At 69.4% G+C, this 20478-nt stretch carries 19 protein-coding genes and 1 tRNA gene; 12 read left to right on the forward strand and 8 right to left on the reverse strand.

Features of this window, described 5'->3' with window-relative positions; translation table 11 throughout:
• Positions 1-3: 3 nt before the first annotated feature.
• Positions 4-1713: a PAS domain-containing protein gene (locus tag ASF65_RS16130; RefSeq protein ID WP_055891268.1), complete on the reverse strand. Its 1710-nt coding sequence runs from the start codon at positions 1711-1713 to the stop codon at positions 4-6.
• Between the two features lie 215 nt (positions 1714-1928).
• Between ASF65_RS16130 and ASF65_RS16135 the strand changes: the two genes are divergently transcribed.
• Positions 1929-2303, forward strand: coding sequence for a response regulator (locus tag ASF65_RS16135; protein WP_055891270.1), 375 nt, complete (start codon positions 1929-1931; stop codon positions 2301-2303).
• Between the two features lie 9 nt (positions 2304-2312).
• Here the strand turns inward: ASF65_RS16135 and ampC are convergent, their stop codons facing one another.
• On the reverse strand, positions 2313-3479 hold the full coding sequence (gene ampC, locus ASF65_RS16140; RefSeq protein ID WP_055891272.1) for a class C beta-lactamase: 1167 nt from the start codon (positions 3477-3479) through the stop codon (positions 2313-2315).
• Between the two features lie 139 nt (positions 3480-3618).
• Here ampC and ASF65_RS16145 point away from each other — a divergent pair, with 139 nt between their 5' ends.
• Both ASF65_RS16145 and rfbD read left to right on the forward strand, forming a co-directional pair.
• Positions 3619-4536, forward strand: a complete 918-nt coding sequence (locus ASF65_RS16145; protein ID WP_055891275.1) for a LysR family transcriptional regulator — start codon at positions 3619-3621, stop codon at positions 4534-4536.
• Between the two features lie 36 nt (positions 4537-4572).
• Positions 4573-5448 (forward strand): dTDP-4-dehydrorhamnose reductase, encoded by an 876-nt coding sequence (rfbD, locus tag ASF65_RS16150; RefSeq protein WP_055891278.1) that lies wholly within the window; start codon positions 4573-4575, stop codon positions 5446-5448.
• Between the two features lie 3 nt (positions 5449-5451).
• Here the strand turns inward: rfbD and ASF65_RS16155 are convergent, their stop codons facing one another.
• Together ASF65_RS16155 and ASF65_RS16160 are read right to left on the reverse strand one after the other, a co-directional pair.
• The gene (locus tag ASF65_RS16155; RefSeq protein WP_055891280.1) at positions 5452-6864 is read right to left on the reverse strand and encodes a phosphomannomutase; all 1413 of its coding nucleotides are present in this window, start codon (positions 6862-6864) and stop codon (positions 5452-5454) included.
• Between the two features lie 51 nt (positions 6865-6915).
• Positions 6916-8349: a mannose-1-phosphate guanylyltransferase/mannose-6-phosphate isomerase gene (locus ASF65_RS16160; protein WP_055891283.1), complete on the reverse strand. Its 1434-nt coding sequence runs from the start codon at positions 8347-8349 to the stop codon at positions 6916-6918.
• 231 nt (positions 8350-8580) lie between these two features.
• On the opposite strand from ASF65_RS16160, the gene ASF65_RS16165 reads away from it, so the two are divergent.
• Both ASF65_RS16165 and ASF65_RS16170 read left to right on the forward strand, forming a co-directional pair.
• Positions 8581-8919, forward strand: coding sequence for a hypothetical protein (locus ASF65_RS16165; protein ID WP_055891286.1), 339 nt, complete (start codon positions 8581-8583; stop codon positions 8917-8919).
• 291 nt (positions 8920-9210) lie between these two features.
• Positions 9211-10278 (forward strand): calcium-binding protein, encoded by a 1068-nt coding sequence (locus ASF65_RS16170; RefSeq protein ID WP_055891289.1) that lies wholly within the window; start codon positions 9211-9213, stop codon positions 10276-10278.
• 100 nt (positions 10279-10378) lie between these two features.
• On the opposite strand, the gene ASF65_RS16175 is transcribed toward ASF65_RS16170, so the two are convergent.
• Positions 10379-11350 (reverse strand): NAD(P)-dependent oxidoreductase, encoded by a 972-nt coding sequence (locus tag ASF65_RS16175; protein ID WP_055891297.1) that lies wholly within the window; start codon positions 11348-11350, stop codon positions 10379-10381.
• Between the two features lie 185 nt (positions 11351-11535).
• Between ASF65_RS16175 and ASF65_RS16180 the strand changes: the two genes are divergently transcribed.
• The 6 genes from ASF65_RS16180 to ASF65_RS16205 all read left to right on the forward strand — a co-directional run bounded on the left by ASF65_RS16180 (position 11536) and on the right by ASF65_RS16205 (position 17090).
• On the forward strand, positions 11536-11889 hold the full coding sequence (locus ASF65_RS16180) for a hypothetical protein (RefSeq protein WP_156369344.1): 354 nt from the start codon (positions 11536-11538) through the stop codon (positions 11887-11889).
• Between the two features lie 230 nt (positions 11890-12119).
• On the forward strand, positions 12120-13502 hold the full coding sequence (locus tag ASF65_RS16185) for a UDP-glucose/GDP-mannose dehydrogenase family protein (protein ID WP_082505745.1): 1383 nt from the start codon (positions 12120-12122) through the stop codon (positions 13500-13502).
• Positions 13503-13567: 65 nt separating this feature from the next.
• Positions 13568-14245, forward strand: a complete 678-nt coding sequence (locus ASF65_RS16190; protein ID WP_055891300.1) for an SGNH/GDSL hydrolase family protein — start codon at positions 13568-13570, stop codon at positions 14243-14245.
• Between the two features lie 99 nt (positions 14246-14344).
• Positions 14345-15208 carry a glycosyltransferase family A protein gene (locus tag ASF65_RS16195; RefSeq protein WP_055891303.1) on the forward strand — a complete coding sequence of 288 codons (864 nt, stop codon included), beginning with the start codon at positions 14345-14347 and terminating at the stop codon, positions 15206-15208.
• A 155-nt stretch (positions 15209-15363) separates the two neighbouring features.
• The gene (locus ASF65_RS16200) at positions 15364-15636 is read left to right on the forward strand and encodes a hypothetical protein (RefSeq protein WP_055891308.1); all 273 of its coding nucleotides are present in this window, start codon (positions 15364-15366) and stop codon (positions 15634-15636) included.
• The gene (locus tag ASF65_RS16205; protein ID WP_055891311.1) at positions 15636-17090 is read left to right on the forward strand and encodes a GDSL-type esterase/lipase family protein; all 1455 of its coding nucleotides are present in this window, start codon (positions 15636-15638) and stop codon (positions 17088-17090) included. Before ASF65_RS16200 ends, ASF65_RS16205 begins: the two co-directional genes overlap by 1 nt.
• Before the next feature lie 386 nt (positions 17091-17476).
• Here the strand turns inward: ASF65_RS16205 and ASF65_RS16210 are convergent, their stop codons facing one another.
• Positions 17477-17761 (reverse strand): hypothetical protein, encoded by a 285-nt coding sequence (locus ASF65_RS16210; RefSeq protein WP_055891314.1) that lies wholly within the window; start codon positions 17759-17761, stop codon positions 17477-17479.
• A gap of 443 nt (positions 17762-18204) precedes the next feature.
• A tRNA-Leu gene (locus ASF65_RS16215) sits at positions 18205-18289 on the reverse strand.
• A 195-nt stretch (positions 18290-18484) separates the two neighbouring features.
• Between ASF65_RS16215 and ASF65_RS16220 the strand changes: the two genes are divergently transcribed.
• The gene (locus ASF65_RS16220; RefSeq protein ID WP_055891319.1) at positions 18485-19510 is read left to right on the forward strand and encodes a complex I NDUFA9 subunit family protein; all 1026 of its coding nucleotides are present in this window, start codon (positions 18485-18487) and stop codon (positions 19508-19510) included.
• Between the two features lie 93 nt (positions 19511-19603).
• Here ASF65_RS16220 and ASF65_RS16225 read toward each other — a convergent pair whose 3' ends face one another.
• The gene (locus ASF65_RS16225) at positions 19604-20410 is read right to left on the reverse strand and encodes an undecaprenyl-diphosphate phosphatase (RefSeq protein WP_055891322.1); all 807 of its coding nucleotides are present in this window, start codon (positions 20408-20410) and stop codon (positions 19604-19606) included.
• Between the last annotated feature and the right edge of the window lie 68 nt (positions 20411-20478).

Here is a 20478-nt window from a genome sequence, read left to right on the forward strand (position 1 = left end):
CGGTCAGTCCACCGGGAGGTCGATCGTGCAGCGGACGCCGCGCGGACCGATCTCGTAGCTGGTCCTCGCCTTCAGCTGATAGGGCAGCGCCTTTTCGATGAGCTCGCGCCCGTAGCCGCCCCCAACGGCGGGCGGCGCCGGCGGGCGCTCAGGGCCGCTCTCGATCCAGTCGACGACGAGCCGGCGTGGGCCGTCTTCGGCTCCCGACAGGCGCCAATGCACCGCCAGCCGCCCCTCGTCCTGCGACAGGGCCCCGTATTTCACCGCATTGGTCGCCAGCTCGTGGATCGCGAGCGCGAAGGTCTGGACGCTCGCCGAGCGCAGGCGCACCCCGTCCGGCCCGTCGAGGATGACCCGCGCGTCGCCGTGCGGATCGAGGAAGCCGCGCGCCTCGAGCTCGGCCCGGATCAGCGCGTCGAAGGTGACGCGCTGGCCGCGATCGAGCTGCGACAGGAGCCCGTTGATGCGCGACAGCGCCAGGAGCCGCTCGCGCAGGCGCGGCAGGAATTCCTCCAGCGAGGCCGCGCTGCGCGCCGTGCGCTCGGCGACCGAGGCGACGACGCCGAGGAGGTTGCGCGTGCGGTGCTGCAGTTCGGCGAGCAGCACCTCCTGCCGTCCGCGAAGCTGGTGGAGATCGTCGACATCGGTCGAGGTGCCGATCCACTCCGCCACGCCCCCCCGTTCATCGAGAACCGGCAGCGCCCGCGCCTGAAACCAGCGCTCCGACGATTCGGCGCCGCCGCGGATCCGGATTTCGGCCCGGAATTCGCCGCGGGCCCCTGCCTCTCGCCAGGCGGCGAGGACGCTGGGACGGTCGTCGGGGTGCACGGCCTTCAGCCAGCCGAAGCCGCTCGCCTCCGCCATCGTCTGGCCGGTGTAGGTCGTCCATTGCGGGCTGACCCAGGTCCAACGGCCGACCGCGCTGGCCCGCCAGACGAGCTGGGGCATGCCCTGCACCAGGGTCGTCAGCCGGCGCTCGCTCGCCGACAGCCGCTCCTCGGCCTGCCGGCGCGGCAGGATATCGCGGAACATCACCGCGAGCCGCGTCCCGCCGGTGCGCTCGATCGGTGTGGCGTAGACCTCGTAATACCGGGGCGGGGCCTCCTGAACCTCCTCGAACCGCTCCGCCCGCCCGCTCTTGGCGATCCGGCCATAGGTCTCGAGCCATTTGCGCGGCAGGTCCGGCACCAGCTCGTAGGCAGTGCGCCCGGCCGCGTCGCTGATCCCGCTCTGGCGCTCGAAGGCCGAGTTGACCGTGAGGAACCGATAGTCGGCGGGCCGCCCGTCCGCGCCGGGCATCAGCTCGATCGTGCAGAACCCGTCGTCGATCGTCTCGATCAGGCGGCTGTGCGCTTCCGCCTGCCGCTCCTCGCCCGACATGCGCCGCGCGACGCCATGCCAGCCTCCGTCGGAGGCCGGCGCGAGGCGCAGTTGGAGGAGATCGTCGGGTGCGCCGCCGATCCGAAGCCGGAGCGCGCCTTCGACCGGCGCCCGCGCGGCGCGCGCCTCGCTCCAGAGGCGCTCGGCCAGGGGCCGGTCCTGCGGCTCCACGCAATCGGTAAAGGGCCGCCCCACCCATGCCGGAGCTTGGGCACAAAGGGATGCCAGCGGACCTCCGGCGATCACCACACCCTCCCGGTCCATCCGCCAGAGGCAGTCGGCGAAGCCGGCAAGAAGAGCCGGCGGCAGCTCGTCGAAAGGCTCGGAAACCATCCCGGACTGTCCTTGCGCCCATCCGTCCTGCCGGGCGATCTAACGATCGGCGGCGCCGGCGCACAAGCCCGAACCCTCGGCCCGCCCCCATCCAACCCATGGGCGCGGCGCCCTCTTCGGTAGTCGGGACGGCTTTCTTACCGGCAATTCATTCGCCAAGCGGTTGTGAAGCCCTTACATCACGGGCGAAAGATCGCGCGCGAGCGGAATGCGCCATGTTCACAGCCTGTGCCTTCGAAGTGTCCGGTCAGCGCGTCCTGATCGTGGAAGACGAATATTTCGCCGCAGAAGCGATGACGGCCGCAGTGAGGAGCGGAGGCGGCGAAGTCGTCGGCCCGGTGGCGAGCGTCGAGGACGCGCTGAAGCTTCTGGAGGGCGGCGAGCACCTGGACGCGGCGATCCTCGACGTCAATCTCGCGGGCGACAAGGTCTTCCCCGTCGCCCACGCCCTTCGCCTCCATGCGGTGCCGATCGTCTTCGTCACCGGCTATGACGACTGGATCATCCCCCAGGAATACGACGACGTGCCGGTGTTCCGGAAACCGGCCGACCCGGACAACGTGGTGCGCCTCCTGTTCGAGCGCGGCTGAGGCGGCCCGTCAGTCGAGGGTCGAGAGGATCGCGTGGCCCGCGCGCACGCGCGCCTCGTTCGGCCAGTTGCGGTTGGCCAGGAACACGACGCCGATCCGCCGCTCCGGCACGAAGGCCGCATAGGCGCCGAACCCGCGCGTCGAGCCGGTCTTGTTGAAGAGGACCGCGCCCTGCGGCTCCTGCGGCGGGTCGAGCCGCGTCGCGGCCTGCGGCTTCAGCGCCATGTCGGCGGAATTGCCGGAGACCAGCGTCTCGACATCGACGGGATAGGGATACTGCTCCCAGCCGAGCCCCTGCACCATCGGGCCGACCCGGAAATGTCCGAGATGGGTCGCCTCGACGCCGGCGCGAAGCGGGGCGGCGAGCGAGGACGGGTCGATCTCGACCTCCAGAAAGCGCGCCATGTCGGCGGCCGAGGACTTCAGACCGTAGGCCGGGCCGTCGAGCGCGCCGGGCGACACGCGGATCGCCTCGCCACTCGGCGCGGTGCCATAGGCATAACGCGCCATCTCGCTTTCCGGCACCGTCAGGAACGTGCTCCGGAGGCCGAGGGCGGGCAGGATGTCGCGCGTCATCGCCGTCTCGAAGCCCGGTCCCATGGCCCGGCCCGCCAGTTCGCCGAAAAGACCGATCGAGGGGTTGGAATAGCGCCGCACGGCGCCCGGCTCGACCTCGGGCCGGAAGGCCTGGAAATATCGCAGGATGCCGTCCGCACCCGACACGTCGTCGGGAAACTGCAAGGGCAGACCGGCGGCCGTGTAGGTCGCGAGGTCGAGAAGCGTCGCGCGGCCGAGCGGGTGTCCTGCAAGAGCCGGCTCGTAGCGCTCGGCCGGGTCGGCGAGCGACAGGCGCCCTTCGGCCTCGGCCGCGGCGCCGAGCGTCGCGGTGAAGGTCTTGGACAGGGAGCCGAGCTCGAACAGCGTGTCCGCCGTCACCGGCTTGCCGCCCGACGGCGCATCGACACCGAAATTGAAATGATGGCGCCGTCCGTTCTCGATCACGACGACGGCCATGCCGGGAATGGCCGCCTCGCGCATGACGGGCTCGATGACGGACCGGACCTGGCGCTCGACAGCCGCCGGATCGGCCGCCTCGGCGCTCAGTGAGCTGCAGGCGAGACAGGCCGTCAGGGCAAGGCCCGCGACGAGGGATCGAAGGGTCGGGGTGGCGTACATCGAGCCTGGACCTTATGGGTGGCGGCAGCGGCGAGAGCCGTGCCGGTGTGGTTTCCAGCCTCGCATGTGCCGGGTTCGCGGCGGCGGGCGCAAACCACGAATTTTCGGACGAGCCATGAGAAAAATTGGGGGGACGGGAATGGCAAGGCCCTATCTGCCGCTGACGGCGCTGCGGGCTTTCGAGGCATCGGCGCGCCACCAGTCGTTCACCCGCGCGGCGATCGAATTGAACGTCACGCAAGGGGCCGTCAGCCATCAGGTCAAGGCGCTGGAGCAGTCGCTCGGCGCCGCGCTGTTCGAGCGCCTGCCGCGCGGGCTGATGCTGACGCGCGAGGGCGAGATGCTGCTGCCGGGGGTGCGCGACGCGTTCGACCGGATGGCGGGGACGCTGACCCGCTTCGAGAACGGGGCGATGCGCGAGACGCTGCGGGTGGGAGCCGTCGGCACGTTCGCGGTCGGCTGGCTGGTGCCGCGCCTCTCCGCCTTTGCGGAGCGCCATCCCTTCGTGGACCTGCGCCTGTCGACGCACAACAACCGCGTCGACCCGGCGGCCGAAGGGCTCGACTACGCCATCCGCTTCGGCGACGGGGCCTGGCACGGCACGTGGTCGGCGCCGATCCTCGATGCCCCCTTGAGCCCGCTCTGCACGCCCGCGATGGCCGCGGGGCTGGCGGAGCCGCGAGACCTTCTGCGCGAGGTGCTCCTGCGCTCCTACCGCTCGGACGAATGGGCCCGGTGGTTCGCGCTCGCCGGCCTCGAGGGCGACGTGCGAATGCCCGCCGGCATCACGTTCGACACCTCGCTCGCCATGGTCGAGGCCGCGCTGATGGGCGCGGGCGTCGCCCTCGCACCGCCCGCCCTCTTCGAACGCCATCTCGTCGCCGGTACTCTCGTCCAGCCCTTCGCATGCGCCGTCGACCTCGGCCGCTACTGGCTGACCCGGCTGCATTCACGCCCCGAAACCACGGCGATGACGGCGTTCCGATGCTGGATCGACGAGACGGCGGGACCCGCGGCTGTGAGCTTTTCGCTCGAAACGACGCCGCTCACCTCGTAAGGAGGGGCCAACGACTTGAAGCGTGGGGATCGATCGATGCGCATCGTGGTGACGGGCCGGCAGGGACAGGTGGTCTCCGCGCTTCTGGAGCGCGGCCCGGCTGCGGGCGTGGAGATCGTGGCGCTCGGCCGCCCTGAACTCGATCTCACCGACGCCGCCTCGATCCGCGCCGCGGTCTCGGCCGCCCGGCCGGACGCCATCGTCTCGGCCGCCGCCTACACGGCGGTGGACAAGGCGGAGAGCGAGCCGGACCTCGCCTTTGCCGTCAACGCCGAGGGCCCCGGCGCGCTGGCGGCGGTGGCCGCCGAACTCGGCGTTCCCATCGTCCACCTGTCGACCGACTACGTGTTCTCGGGCGAGAAGACGGCGCCGTACGTCGAGAGCGATCCGACCGGCCCGGTCTCGGTCTACGGTCGCTCGAAGCTCGAGGGCGAGCGGCGGGTCGCAGAGGCGCAGCCGAACCATGCGATCCTGCGCACGGCCTGGGTCTACTCGCCCTTCGGCGCGAACTTCCTGAAGACGATGCTGCGGCTCGGCGAAACGCGCGACGCGGTGAACGTCGTCGCCGACCAGCACGGCACGCCGACGAGCGCGCTCGACATCGCCGACGCGGCGATCGCGGTGGCGCGGCGTCTTGCGGCCGATCCCGACCCGAGCCTGCGCGGCACCTTCCACCTGACGGGCTCGGGCGAAGCGACCTGGGCGGATTTTGCGGAGGCGATCTTCGCGGAGCGGGAGGCCCGCACCGGCAAGCGCGTCACCGTCGGGCGGATCGGCACGGCGGACTATCCGACGCCGGCGCGACGCCCGGCCAATTCGCGCCTCTCGGGCGAGACGCTCGGCCGCGTCTACGGCCTCGTCCTGCCCGACTGGCGCCAGTCGACGAAGGCCGTCCTCGACCGCCTTCTCTAGGCTTCAGGCGTCGAGGCGACGCCGGGCGGCTTCGAGGCCCCAGGCGAGAAGGTCGGCCGCGGCGGGCTCGCTCGCAGCCTCGACATAGCAGCGGAGCTCCGGCGCATTGCCGGACGCGCGGTAGTGGACGGTCGAGCCATCGGCGAGCGTCGTGCGCACGCCGTCGAACGTGTTGATGTCTTCGATCGCGCCGCGCTCGGCAAAAAAGCTTTGCGCGTCATCGCCCCTCGCCGCCAGCATGGCGAGGAAGGGCGCGCTCTTGTCAGCCGCGATCGCCGGCAGGCGATCGGCCGCCGCCGCGCCCGCCTCCAGGCCCTCGACGACACGCGATACGGACTGGCCGGCGGCCTTCGCCTCGGCAAGCGTCGCGACGATCGGAAGCAGCGCATCGCGCGTCTTCAAGGCGGACAGGTGCCGCCCGTCCCGCTCCACGTCCGAGCCGACGAGGACGCCGCCGTTCGCCTCGAAGCCGACGACGGTGCCCGATCCCGCCGCCCCTTCCATCCCCTCGATCACGAAGGGCGAGCCGACGCGCGTGCGCACGACGCGTGAGAGGAACGGCGCGCGCTCGAGGCTCGACGACGAGGTGACCGGCGTCACCACGATGTCGGCGCCGAGCCGGCGGGCGGTCAGGAGACCGAGGAGATCGCCGCGCACGATGCGGCCGCGCTCGTCGGCCAGAAGCGGCCGGTCCGCGTCGCCGTCGGTCGAGACGATGGCGTCGAAGCGACCGTCCGCCGTCCAGCCGGCGATGAGGTCGAGATCTTCCGGGCGATGCGCCTCGGTGTCGACGGGAATGAAGCGATCGGCGCGGGCGAGCGGCTCCGGCAAGGCGCCGAGGCGGCTCAACGCCTCGACGAGCACGTCGCGGGCGACCGAACTCTGCTGGTAGACGCCGACGCGTAGACCGGAGAGGGCCTCCGGCCCGAAGAAGCCGACGATGCGCTTGATATAGGCGTCGGTGAGGCCATCGAGCGTTTGGGTCTCTCCCCCCGTCTCGCCGACCTTTTCTCCCGTCTCGAAGGCGGCGCGGATGCCGGTCTCGTCGGCCTTGGTGATCTCGCCGTCGGGGCGATAGAACTTCAGGCCGTTGCGATCGTCCGGGATATGGCTGCCCGTCACCATCACCGCGGCCGCGCCGCGCCGGATCGCCTCCTGCGCGAGGGCCGGCGTCGGCAGCGCGCCGGCGTCGATCGCGTGCCAGCCCCTGGCGCTGGCGGCGCGCAGGCAGTCGGCCGCGATCTGCGGGCTCGACGAGCGCAGGTCCTGCCCGACGATCACCTCCCGCGTGACCGGGCTCAGCCCCGCCGCATCGAGATGGGCGAGGAACGCCGCGGTCCAGGTCGCCGCCGGACCGCCGACGAGATCCACCACCAGGCCGCGCAGGCCGCTGGTTCCGAACTTCAAGCTGCTCATCCGCCGGCCTGCCCTTCAGGTTCGTTCCGCACGCAACAGGAGCCGCCGGGCTCAGTTGCGGGCGTAGATGTCCTCGATGCGCACGATGTCGTCCTCGCCGGTATAGGAGCCGACCTGGACCTCGATGAGCTTCAGCGGAATCTTGCCGGGATTGTGCAGGCGATGCGTGCAGCCGATCGGCAGGTAGGCCGCCTCGTTCTCGTGGAAGAGCTTGACCGCGCCGTCGACCGTCACCTCGGCGGTGCCGCGCACGACGACCCAGTGCTCGGCGCGGTGGTAGTGGCGCTGAAGGCTGAGGATGCCGCCTGGCTTGACGCAGATGTGCTTGACCTGGAACCGGTCGCCGATATCGATCCGCTGGTACCAGCCCCAGGGGCGGTGGATGCGGTGATGCTGCCCGGCCTCGGGACGATTCTCGGCGTGGAGCTTGGCCACCAGCGACTTCACCTCGCCGGCCCGCTCGCGCGAGGTGACGAGGACGGCGTCGGGCGTCGTCACCACGACGACGTCGTCGAGGCCGACGACGGTCGTCAGCACCTCGTCGGAGCGCACGAAGGAGCCGTGCGTGTCGAGGACGCTGACGGCGCCCTCGAGGACGTTGCCGGCCTCGTCCTTGTCCTTGACGTCGAACATGGCGTCCCAGGAGCCGACGTCGGACCAGCGGAAGCGCGTCTTCAGAACGCCGGCGCGGCGCGTCTTCTCCATCACCGCATAGTCGATCGAGATGCGCGGCGCCTTCGCGAAGGCATCGGCGTCGAGGCGCAGGAAGTCGAGGTCGCGCACGGCGGCCTCCAGCGCGCCGCGCGCGGCATTCAGGACTTCGGGCGCATAGGTCGACAGCTCTTCCTGCATGAGGCGCGCGGGGAAGACGAAGTTGCCCGAGTTCCAGCGATAGCCTTCCGCGACATAGGTCTCGGCCGTCTCGCGGTTCGGCTTCTCGGCGAAGCGCTCGACCGTGAAGGCGCCGCTGTCGCCGAGCGGGGCGCCGGGCGCGATGTAGCCGTAGGCGGTGGACGGGCCGGTCGGCTCGATGCCGAGGAGCATGATGCGCTCGAAGCGGGTCGCGGCCTCGGCGGCCTCCTGGCAGTCGGCGGTGAAGAGCTCGCCGTCGGGGATCAGATGGTCGGCGGCGAGCACCAGGCAGACGGCGTCCTCGTCGCGCCCGGCCGCGATCAGTGCACCGACGGCGATCGCCGCCGCCGAGTCGCGGCGCTCGGGCTCCAGCACGATGTCGGCCTCGATCCCGAGGCCGGCGAGCTGCTCGGCCACCACGAAGCGGAAGTCGGAATGGGTGACGACGACGGGGCGCGCGAAGCTCTCGCCCGACACGCGCAGGATCGTCTCCTCGAAGGTGGAGCGGCCGGAATCCAGAAGCGAGACGAACTGCTTGGGCATCGTGTCGCGCGACACCGGCCAGAGCCGCGTTCCCGAGCCGCCTGCGATCACGACGGGATGAACTGTTCGGTTCCTGCTGGATGCCGTCATGCGCTCCACTCTTTCCTCGTGCGACCGTTTCCGATCCCGTCAGCCCCTGGGACGCTGCCGACATATCGGCCCGCTATAGACGGGAAAGGTTCGTCATTGTCTAGAAAGCATTCGAATTGGTCTTAATGACCCGCGACCGCCCGGCTTGCCAAGCGCGACCGTTGACGCAGGTTGGAACGCGTGATCCGCGAACGAGGAATGCGAGCGATGCGCAGATCGACAGCCTGTCTCATGACTCTCCTGACCGTGGCTTCGGGCGCGCCGGTGTCCGCCGCGACGTTGCAGGTGGAACTCCAGAACGAGACATCGGACACGATCTACACCGTCACCGCCTTCGCCAGCGAGCTCGTCGCGAACAACCGCAACCTGACGCGCATTCCGCTCACCGCCGGCTCGTCGCGGCAGGTCACGATCTTCGACGACTACAACAAATGCATCTTCACCTTCACGGTGAACTTCAACGCCCCGCCGCGCGCGCGAGGGCAAGCGGCGAGGCGCACGAGGGCCAAGCCCTTCAAGGTGCTGAAGGACGTCGACATCTGCGAAAAACGGCAGATCGAGATCCGCTGACGCGGCCTCGCGGGGCCGCCCACCTTCCTCACGCAACGCCCGAACACCGACACGATCCGGTGCCGCCCGATCGTGCGCGCGGGAAGACCTCCGCAGGCGCGTTCGCGCGTCTCGGCAGAGACCCGCCCCTCGACGGATCGCCCGCCCGCTGACGCAGCGTCAGAGCCCCGCTCAGCCCGTGTAAAATGATCTATATGATATAAATTGTTATCATTAACTTATCATTATTCATTCGATTGACTCCCTCCGTAGCGTCATTAATAGATCGCTAACCAACAACAGGGGGTCGGCATGGATTTCAGTAAATTTCTATCTTTCGGTAAGGTTGCACTGACCAACAACGACGACACGCTGACGTCGACCTTCTACACGAAGGCGGCGATCCACGGCCTCGACGGCAACGACGTGTTCCAGACGCCGGACAGCGGCGGCGTGATCACCTCGAGCGAATTCTTCGGCGGCAAGGGCGACGACCGCCTGATCGTCAACGAGAACACCGGCCTCCTCTTCGGCTCGAAGTTCGACGGCGGCGACGGCACCGACACGCTGGAGCTCACGTCCGACAAGCGGATCGTCATGTCGTCCGAGGGGACCGGCGACGCGACGGCCGTGACGGTGAAGTCGTATGCCTTCGGCTTCCTCCCGACCGGTTCGCTGACCGGCGAGAGCGTCGAGCGTTACATCGTCAAGGCGAGCTGCTACCAGGACGTCCTCGTCGGCGGCGCCGGCAACGACTTCCTCGACGGCCGCGGCGGCCTCGACATCTTCAAGGGCTCGGCCGGCGACGACTCTTACGTCTTCGACACGGTCGGCGAGAAGGTGACCGGGGAAGCCGCGAACGGCGGCATCGACCAGATCTTCACCACCGTCTCGGTCAAGCTCGGCGATGCCGGCGCCGACAACGCCAACATCGAGAACCTGCGCCTCGTCGGCGAGGCCGCGATCAACGGCACGGGCAACAGCCTGAACAACCTGATCACCGGCAACACCGCCGACAACGTCATCACCGGCGGTGCGGGCAACGACCGGCTCTACGGCAACGGCGGCGTCGACAAGTTCGTCTTCGCGGAAGCGGGCGCGGGCAATCGCGACCACATCTTCGACTTCGGCACCGACGACTTCATCGTGCTCGACCGCTCGCAGGGCGCCTTCGCCAACCTCACCGCGGTCAACGGCGCGCTGGACCCGGCCGACCTGTCGATCAACAAGGCCGTCGGCTTCGACGCCCAGCTGATCTACAACAAGGCGACCGGCATCCTCTCCTACGACGCCAACGGCGAAGCGGCCGGCGGCTCGCAGGACATCGCCTTCATCGGCGCCGGCGTCGACCTCAAGGCCGACCACATCCTTCTCGTCTAGAACGAGGACGAGGGGCAGAACGGGAAAAGGGCCGCTGGCGGATCGCCGGCGGCCCTTTTCGTGGGAAAGACGGTCGGCCGCGAGGCGGCCTGGCGCGCCTTCAGACCATGACGTCGCCGGTGCTGCGGCTCTTCCAGTCGCGCAACGACCCGTCGAGATCGGTCGAGAAGCGGAAGCCGCTGGCCAGCAGCGCCGCCGGCTCGACGCGGGTCGAGCGGACGAGCTTGAGGATGCGCTCCCGGTCGATGCCGTTGCGCACGCCCACTCGGTTCAACACCTCGAACGGGATGGCGGCCGCATTCATCAGCGGCTGCGGAACGACGCCGCGCGGCGGCTTGTAGCCCGCGACGCGCTCGAAGGACTGGCAGATCTCCTCGATCGTATAGGCTCGGGGGTAGCAGAAATTGTAGAGGAACGCGCGCTCGCGAAGGCCCATCGCATGGTCCATCGAGCGCACGATCTCGCCGACATAGCCGCAGCACTTGATCGTGTCCTTGCGGCCGGGATAGACGAACGTCCCCTTGCGCAGCGCCTTGGCGAGGCGCGTGAAGTTGCCGCCCTCCCCCTGCCCGAAGATCACGGCCGGCCGCGCGATCACGAGGCGACGCGCCGCCTCGCCCGCCAGCCACTGGCGGTGGATGCCCTCGGCGAGAAGCTTGGAGCGGCCGTAGTCGGAGACCGGTTCGGGCACCGAGCGTTCGGTCTTCAAATCCTCGCCGGGGCCGTAGACCGCGATCGAGCTCGTGAAGAGAATCGCCTCGATGCCGTTGCGCGCGGCGAACTCGCAGACGTTGAGCGCCCCGCCGAGATTGGTCTCGTAGTATTCGTGCGGCTCGTGCCCCGGCGTGCGGTGGACGGCGGCGAGGTTGAAGATCGCCTCGAAGGCGCCGTCGAGCCGCTCGGGGAACGGGGCACGGATGTCGTGGATCTCGTAGGTGACGCCCGCGACGGGCCGCTGCGGCGGCAGGATATCGACGCTGACCAGCCGGTCGTATCGCCCCTCCGCCTTCAGATGCGCCAAGAGGTGGGTTCCGATGAACCCGGCCCCGCCCACAACCATCGCCTGCTTCACCGCGACCTCCGTCCAGCATCCCTGCGGTTCATATGCAGTGCAACATGAAAAGGATCAACCAATTCGCAGTTCGGAACGCCCTGCACACCCCGTGGTGGGGCTCCCGCCCGCCTCACAGGCCCGAACAAGCTTGATCCGACAAATTACATCTCATTATAAGGATTGCATTCGCTGGGACTTGGGGCATGCTTCAGAATCGGACATGGATCGATCCAACCGCCGAGGCTGAATTCTGGACGCAAATGGAGCGCCTGGAAGCGGCGAACGCGCGCCTTCAGGCGCTCGGTCGCCTCAGCGGGCTCCTGAAGGGCGGCCCCTTTCGCCGCGCGGCCCTGCAGCGCGACCTCCAGGCCATCCGCGACCAGGCCCAGACCCTCGTCGACCGCCACACGATCCTCGTCGCAGACGCGGACGATGCGGCGCCGGTCGCCGCGCCCGCCTCGGCCGCCGATCCGCTGCGCACGCTGGCCGGCATGGTGGTCTCGCTGCGCCAGGACCGGACAGTGCGTCCCGAGGCCGGCGAGGAGACCGCGGTCTGATCGACCACCGTCCGGGGCCTCGGCCCCGCGCCTCGTACATGGCAGCGTCACATTCATCGCATAGCGCAGAGTCTGCCGGGTTCATGCCGAACCCGGCGGAAACCTTGTAACGTTCCTTTTCTTGCATTGCAAAGGACGACGTGAAACATGGGTTCGTTATCCTGTAGTTGCATATCGGCCGGCGGCGAACTCCGGCGCGCTCTGCAGCTCGAACGTGATGGATCGGTCCGATGCTCGATATGTCGAATGCCGCAAGATCGGCGCCTCAGGTTGCCGTGATCGGAACCGGCTATGTCGGGCTCGTCTCCGGCGCATGCCTGGCAGAATCGGGCTGGCGCGTCGCCTGCGTCGATCAGGTGGAAGCCAAGATCGAGAAGCTGAAGGCCGGCATCATCCCGATCTACGAACCGGGCCTCGACGAGGTCGTGGTCCGCAACGCCGAGGCCGGCCGCCTCATCTTCACCACCGACATCGCCGAGGCGCTGCGCGAAGCCGCCATCGTCATCATCGCGGTCGGCACGCCGACCCGCAAGCTCGACGGCAACGCCGACCTTCAATACGTCTATGCCGCGAGCCGCGACATCGCCCGCAACCTCGACCACTACGCCGTGGTGGTGACCAAGTCGACCGTGCCGGCCGGCACCGGCAACGAGGTGCGTCGGATCATCGAGCGCGAGAATCCGAACCTCGACTTCGACGTCGCCTCGAACCCCGAGTTCCTGCGCGAGGGCAACGCGGTCTCCGACTTCATGAAGCCGGACCGCATCGTGATCGGCACCGACAGCGCGCGGGCTCGCGAAAGTCTCGAGGCGCTCTATCGCCCCTTCACCGACCAGGGCTTCGAGCTGATCTCCACCGACATCATCTCGTCAGAACTCATCAAGTACGCGGCCAACACGTTCCTGGCGACCAAGGTGTCCTTCATCAACGAGATGGCCGACATCTGCGAGAAGGTCGGCGGCGACATCGGCGCGATCTCGCGCGGCATGGGCTCGGACAAGCGCATCGGCCGCGAGTTCCTGAAGCCCGGCCCCGGCTACGGCGGCTCGTGCTTCCCGAAGGACACGCTCGCCATGGTCCATATCGGCGAGAAGGCGCTCAGCCCCGCGACGATCGTCGAGGCCGTCATCACCGTCAACCGCTCGCGCCCGCACCGCATGGTGGCCAAGGTCATCCAGGCCGCCGGCGGCTCGGTGGAGGGGCGCACGATCGCCCTCCTCGGCCTGACCTTCAAGCCGAACACCGACGACGTGCGCGACAGCGTGGCGGTGCTGGTCGCCGAGCAGTTGACGCAGCGCGGCGCCATCGTGCGCGCCTTCGATCCAAAGGGCATGGACCACGCCCGCGAGATGCTGGGCGATGCGATCGAGTACTGCCCGACGATGCAGGACGCGATCGAGGGGGCGGACCTCTGCGTTCTCGCCACCGAATGGGAGGAGTTCGTGCGCTTCCCGCTGGACAGCTACCGCGCCGCCCTGCGCAACCCGATCCTCGTCGACTTCCGCAACGTGTTCTCGCTGGAGACCATGGCGGAGGCCGGCTTCGAGTACCACTCGATCGGCCGCGGCAGCGTTCAGGCGCCCGCCGCCGAGCCCCTCGCGCGCTCGGCCTGACGAGGCGAGACGGGCGCGCCTTGCTGTCGCGGCAGGCAGGCCCCCCGATCCGGAGGCCGGACGTGATGGTTGCAGTCTGCCGCGCGCTCGGCCGGGGTCTGGCGTTGTCGCTGGCTCTCTCGTTCGCGCATCCGGCGGGCGCCGAGGAGCGGACCTTGCGGATTTCGACCTTCGGCACGAGCCTCACGGCGAACGGCGGATGGCAGGCGCCGCTCGCTGCTGCGATCGGGGCCTGCACGCACGCCCCGGTCGACGTGACGAACGACGGCCTCGCCGGGGCCGCGTCGGACTGGGGCGCCGGGGCGGTGGACGCGGTCGCCGCCACGCGGCCCGACATCGTGTTCCTGGAATTTGCCGTCAACGACGCCGCGCTCAACAAGTGGATCGGCGTCGACGAGAGCGTGGCCAACATGCGTGCGATCGTCGCCGCATTCCGCCGACAGAACCCCGGCATCCTCGTCTACGTCATGGCGATGAACCCCGTCAGCGGCCGCCGGTCGTGGGCGCGCCCGTTCCGCGACCGCTACGAGGACGCCCATCGCCGGCTCGCCGAAGAGCTCGGCGCCCGCCATATCGACCACCGGCCGGCCTGGAACGCGATGGGTGCCGATGCCCTCTATCTGGCGATCGTCGACGGCGCCCACCCGACGCCCGGTAGCGCCACCTCGATCGTCGTGCCCAACATCATGAAGCGGCTGGTGGACGACGGTGTCCTGCCCTGCCGGACCGACCGGAACAGCTGATGCCGGGGACGGCCGCGGGACGCGCCCCTCGGCCGACCGATCCTTCCACCTGAGCCTTCATTCGCCCGTCCGCCATCCGCGCCAGGAGCCCACCCGTTCATGATCGTCAACCTCTTCAGCACGGCCAACCTTTCGTCCGGTCGGTCCGACGCCCTGTCGCGGATGATCGCATCGGTTTCGGCCGCCGCGCGGGCGCGGCCCGACATCGAGCTGCGGCTGATGATCCTGCTGCAGTGCTGCGCGACGCCGCCCGGCGACCTCGTGCCGGCCGAGGACGCCGGCCTCGTGACGCTTCTCGCCGTACCCGGTCTCGTCTCGCTATCGGCGGCGCGCAACACCCTTCTCGTCGAGGGACGCCGTCTCGGCTGGATGGCGGGCGACGAGGTCGTGGCCTTTCCGGACGACGACTGCTGGTATCCCGACGGCGTGCTCGGCCATATCCACGACGCCTTCGCCCGGCAGCCCGACCTCGACTTCTGGTTCTGCGACTACGCCTCCGCCCCCGTACCGGTGAACGGTGCTCTCGAGCGCGACGCCTCGGTGCAGGACGTCCTGCGGCGCGCCTCGTCGAACACGATGGTGTTTCGCTCCGTGATCGTGCGCGAGAACGGCGGCTTCGACCCGGAGCTTGGCGTCGGCGCCCGGCTGAACGGCTCGGAGGACACCGACTACGCGCTGCGGGCCTTGGCCTCCTGCCGCCGGACCCGCTTCATGCCGCTCGCCTCGATCGGCCACCGCGACCGCAACACGGCGATCCGCGCCAAGTACTACCCGTCCGGGCTGCTGGTGATCGCGCGCCATTCCGGACGCATTCCGGCCCTGCGCGGAGCCTTCCTGCGCAAGCTCGCCGTCGGCTCGGCGCTGACGGCGCGCGGCGAGTTGAAGCCGCAGGTCTTCCTTGCTGCCGTGCGCGCAGCGCTGGGTGAGATGCGCGGGAAGCGACCCGGCACCGCCTCGGCCTGATCGGCCGCCGGGCAGCCCGCGCGCGGCGAAGTGCCCTCGCGGCCGACGCCGCATTCAAACGTGGCGAGGCTCCCACTGATCCGGGGCGCTCCTCCCCGGTTTCTCCCCGCCCTCCTGTCCCGCCCGTAGCCTGCCGGCGTTCCAAGGAGATCGCGATGGCAGCCCAAGACCCCTATTCCAGCAACGCCCCGACCGCCGACGGCCCGGCGAACCGCATCTTCGCCGTGGTGCCGAGCGACAGTCTCGACCTCGCCTTCGTGACCACCGGCGTCTTCGTCGGCCAGGGTGGCGACCTCGCCGTGCAGGACCGGTCGAGCGGCGAGGCCGTGGTGTTCCGCAACCTTGCCGACGGGACGGGTCTGCCGATCCGCGTCGCCCGCGTCCTCGCCACCGGCACGACCGCCGGCCAGATCGTGGGCATGGCGTGATGGCGGGCCTCGGCATCGGTCTTCTTCTGGCCGCGCGCGGCGGATCCGCCCTGTCGCGGCCGGCCTACGACCCGCCGTCGCGGACTGCGAGCGGCCGGGCTCCTCCTGGCGCCACCGTCACCGTCCTCCTCGACGGGGCGTCCGCCGGCAGCGCGACGACCTCGGCCGAGGGGCGCTGGACCTTCGCCTTCGCGGCCGCGCCGGTCGCCGGGCAACGGATCGCGGCCCGCGCGGAGGTCACGTCGGCGAGCCTCAGGGTGGCGGCGGCGGAGGCCGGCGCGACCGGCGGCAACACCGTCCGGCGCCTCGCCGGCTTCGGCGGCGACCAGGGCAACCAGATCCGCCCGTCCGACGGCACGAAGACGACGTTCAACGTCCGCAAGCGCTTCTACACGCCCGTGCCGATCCCGAACCCGGAGGTCGCCTATACCGGCTTCCACTACAATTCGGGCGCCGAGTACGACTATCCGAACGAGGCGACCTACCACAGCGCGATCGAACTGCCGGACGGCACGATCCGCGACATGGGGGCGCCGGTCACGGTCGCGCCGGGCACGATCCTGGCGAAATCCGAGAAGGCCGCGGGCTTCACGGTTCCGGCCGGCGTCTTCTGGATCCGGACGAACGGCCGGGTGCCGCCCGGCGGCCGCTGGCACTACACCGACGCCTTCCGCAGCGCCAATATCGGCCACATGGAGGAAGGCGTCGATCTCGCCGACAAGGCCGTGTCCGGCTCGATCGGCAACGCCTCGCAGCAGATGCCGGCGAGCGCGATCGGACTGATCGGCGATCTGCCGGCCTCCCATCGCCTCTTCGCGCTGGCCGGCGACAGCCTCTCGCAAGGGGTCGGCGGCTACTCGCACGGAACGGCGCCCGGTCTCGCGCTCGGCATCCTCGCCGGCCTCGTCCTCGAGTCCCGCGCGGGAAGCGTCCTGCATCTGGGACGCGCCGGCGCCTCCGCCCAGGCGAACCGGACCAGCTACGCCCGGCGCATCGCCCTGATGCAGGCGCTCAGCGCCACCGACATCCTCTGCGATCTCGGCGTCAACGACATGTCCTCCTCGTCCTCGGCGACGGTACTGAAGGGGCACCTCACGACCCTCTTCACCGCCTTCAAGGCGGCGCTGCCTGCGGTGCGGATCTATCAGTCGACGATCACGCCCTCGACCACGGCGACGGCGCCCGTCACCGACAGCAACCAGACCGTCCCGGCGGCGATGCAGGACGGCCGGCGCCTTGCCTTCAACGCCGATCTGCGGGCCGGCGGCTTCGGGCCGCTGGTGACGGCTGTCGTCGAGTTCGCGCTGCCGGCGCAGCAGGGCGGCGACCCGCATCTCTGGAAGGCGGGATACGCGTCGGACACCGGCAGCCCCGGTGCCCAGCAGCACCCCAACCTGACGGGCGGCGAGGCGATCGTCGTCTCGGCCGCCGCGCAGAACGCCCTGGCGCTCTGACACCGATCCCGCCCGGCGAAGCTGTCCGGGGCGGGATCTTCGCGTTGCCGGCGGCCGACCGCCCTTCGACGCCGGCACGAGCCGTCGCAGAGCAAATCCCGTCGAAGCCGGCGGGCGTCCCCGGAGCCTCGACCGGCGACGCTCGCCCTCACCGGGTTTCGGGCGGAGAGGCGAAGTCAGGCCGTATCGCCTCCGATCGATCGACTCGACGGTGCGATCACGCCCCGGTTCGACACCGCCGCCCCATGTGACCATCGATCGACCGGAAGACCTGTCGGGGCGAGCGCTCTCCGAACCCAATCGGCGGCTGTGCCCTCCTCCTTCTCAGTTGATGCTGGCCTCTTCCGGTCGTCAGGTGGCGAGCTTCGGCCAGCCAGTCCGATGCGTCAGAGCTGTTCGTGCAGCCACACCGCGACCTCGGGTTCGAGGCCCTTCCAGGCGCAGGCGTCGTCGATCGGCAGGACGAGGAGCTTGTCGCCCTCGTTGAGATAGGGAGCGAGGTTGTCGCGGATTTCGGACAGCCCACGTTCGGATTTTGCAATCCACAGCACGCCGAGCGGACGGCAGGCGGCGGGAAAGAAGGTCTGGATCCGCTCCGCCAGAAAGATCCGCCGGCTGGCCGCCTCGTCCGTCTCGCCCGCCACATCGGCCGCAATGGCATAGGTCCTCATCCGCGGTCGTCCCACCCTGTCAGTTCGTTCGCCGCAGCCCCGTCACGATGCGCGCCGAAAGGGATCAGCGCACAGAACGGGTTCAAAGACCAGCCGCTCGGCGAGCGGATCGCCCGGACCGGACCATGTTTCAGGCCTTCGGTTGTCGACGGGCAGGCGCTCTTCGGATGGGCGGCATTTCCCAAGGAGAACGCGCATCGAGGAAACTGGATCGAATGGCTCGAAGTAGGAACGATTCCCCACGTGGGCGCCGATGATGAAACAGTTGCAACCCCGTGGCCCAAAGCCGGAAGAGGCCGTTCCAGCGTGCGGCGCCAAAACCGAGGGGTCCCTTGTCGTGTCACACAACGAACAGCCAGCGTTGCACGCCGCTCTCGAAGAGGCTGATGCCTGCAATAGCTATTCGGCTTGACGAACGGGCTTCCCTGAATAATCAGGGGAATTGGTGCCCAGGAAAGGACTCGAACCTTCACGCCTCGCGGCACACGGACCTGAACCGTGCGCGTCTACCAATTCCGCCACCTGGGCACTGGCGGTTGATTAGTTTCGTCGTGGCGCGCTGTCAATCGATTCGGGAAGAAAATGCGCAGCGAGGCGTGCGTTGCGGCAAAGCGGCCGCCGATCGGGCTTTTCGCCCCTCGCGATTGCCGCTAAAGCCACGGGCGACACATCATGCGGACCACGCGCCGGGACGGCGCGACGTCCGGACAGGGATTGAGCCAGATGACGGTCGATACCAGGAAGCAGATCACGGTGTTCGGGGGGTCGGGCTTCCTCGGCCGCTACGTCGTTCACGCCTTGGCCCAGCGCGGCCACCGCATCCGCGTCGCCTGCCGGCGGCCCGACCTTGCCTATCACCTGCAGATCGCCGGGCGCCTGGGACAGATCCAGGCGATCCAGGCGAACCTGCGCCACCCCTGGTCGGTGGAGCGGGCGCTGGAAGGCTCGGACCATGCGGTCAACCTCGTCGGTATCCTGAACGAGGGCGGGCAGCAGACCTTCGCGGCCCTCCAGGCGGAAGGCGCCGGCCATGTCGCGACCGCGGCCGCCAAAGCCGGGATCGGCCTCGTCCAGATGTCGGCGATCGGCGCGGACGCCCACTCGCCGTCGAGCTACGCGCGCACCAAGGCGGAGGGTGAGGCCCGCGTCCTGTCGGCGGTGCCCGGCGCCGTCGTGCTGCGCCCCTCGATCGTGTTCGGCGCGGAGGACCAGTTCTTCAACCGCTTCGCCAACATGGCGCGGTTGTCGCCGGCCCTGCCGCTTCTCGGCGGCGGGCACACGCGCTTCCAGCCGGTCTTCGTCAACGACGTCGCGCTCGCGGTGGCGAAGGCCGTCGACGGCGAGGTCGCGGGCGGGCGCGTCTACGAGCTCGGCGGCCCGGAGGCGATGAGCTTCCGCGCCATGATGGAGGAGATGCTCCGGGTGATCGAGCGGCGCCGCCGCTTCGTGTCGATCCCGTTCGGGCTGGCCGCCTCGATGGCCGGCTGGATGAAGGCGCTGCCGGGCGCGCCGCTGACGCCGGACCAGGTGGTCCAGCTGCAGATCGACAACGTGGTGTCGGACGCCGCGAAGGCGGACGGGCGCACGTTCGAGGCCTTCGGCATCACGCCGCGCACGCTCGCGGCCGTCCTGCCGACCTATCTCGTGCGCTTCCGCCCGCAGGGCCAGTTCACCAAGCCCCAGCCGCACGACGACCGCCCGGCCGAGGACGACAGCCTGCCGGGCGACGACGGGGTCGCCAAGGCCTGAACGCCGTGCGCCGCACCCGCGGCGCCGGCATGCAACGACGAAAAAAGGGCGCCCTCGCGGGCGCCCTTTTTCGTGGCCGGCCGACCGCGGTGGTCAGCGGTAGGCGAGAATGACGCCGATGCCGATCGCCCCGACGGCGATGCGCCACCAAGCGAAGGGGGCGAAGCCGTACTTGGAGACGAAGCCGAGAAGCGAGCGCACCACGACGAGGGCCGAGAGGAAGGCCATCACGAAGCCGATGCCGATCGTCGCCGCGTCGTCCACCGACAGGAGCGACCAGTTCTTGTAGAGGTCGTAGGCGAAGGCGCCCGCCATCGTCGGCATGGCGAGGAAGAACGAGAACTCCGCCGCCGACCGCTTGTCGGTGCCGAGCAGCAGCGCGCCGGCGATCGTGGCGCCCGAGCGCGAGGTCCCGGGGATCATCGCCAGGCACTGGATCAGGCCGATCTTGAAGCAGAGCGAGAGCGGATACTCCTCGATGTCGCGGTAGCGCGGGTTGAGCGGCATCCGGTCGATCGCGAGAAGAATGAAGCCGCCGACGAGAAGCGCGACGCAGATCACCATCGGGGTCTCGAACAGGACGCCCTTGATGAAGTCGTGGGCGATCGCCCCGATCACCGCCGCCGGCAGGAAGGCGAGCAGGATGCCGCCGACGAAGCGCCGGCTTTTCGGATCGGACGGCAGGGTGACGAAAAGATGCCAGAGCTTGCCGAAATAGACCGACAGCACCGCCAGCACCGCGCCGAGCTGGATCAGCACCTCGAACGTGTTGCCTGTGGAGTGGAAGCCGAGAAGCTGGCCGGCCAGGATCAGATGGCCGGTCGAGGAGACCGGGATGAATTCCGTCAGCCCTTCGATCAGACCGAGGACGAAGGCGTCGAAGAGTTGAAGGGTGTCCATCGCGGGTCCCGCAAGTTGGCTTGGCGTCCGGGGAATGCCGTGGCGACCCGCCGAGGGTCAAGGCCTTC

This window comes from Aureimonas sp. Leaf324, from assembly GCF_001423245.1.
Classification (GTDB): domain Bacteria; phylum Pseudomonadota; class Alphaproteobacteria; order Rhizobiales; family Rhizobiaceae; genus Aureimonas.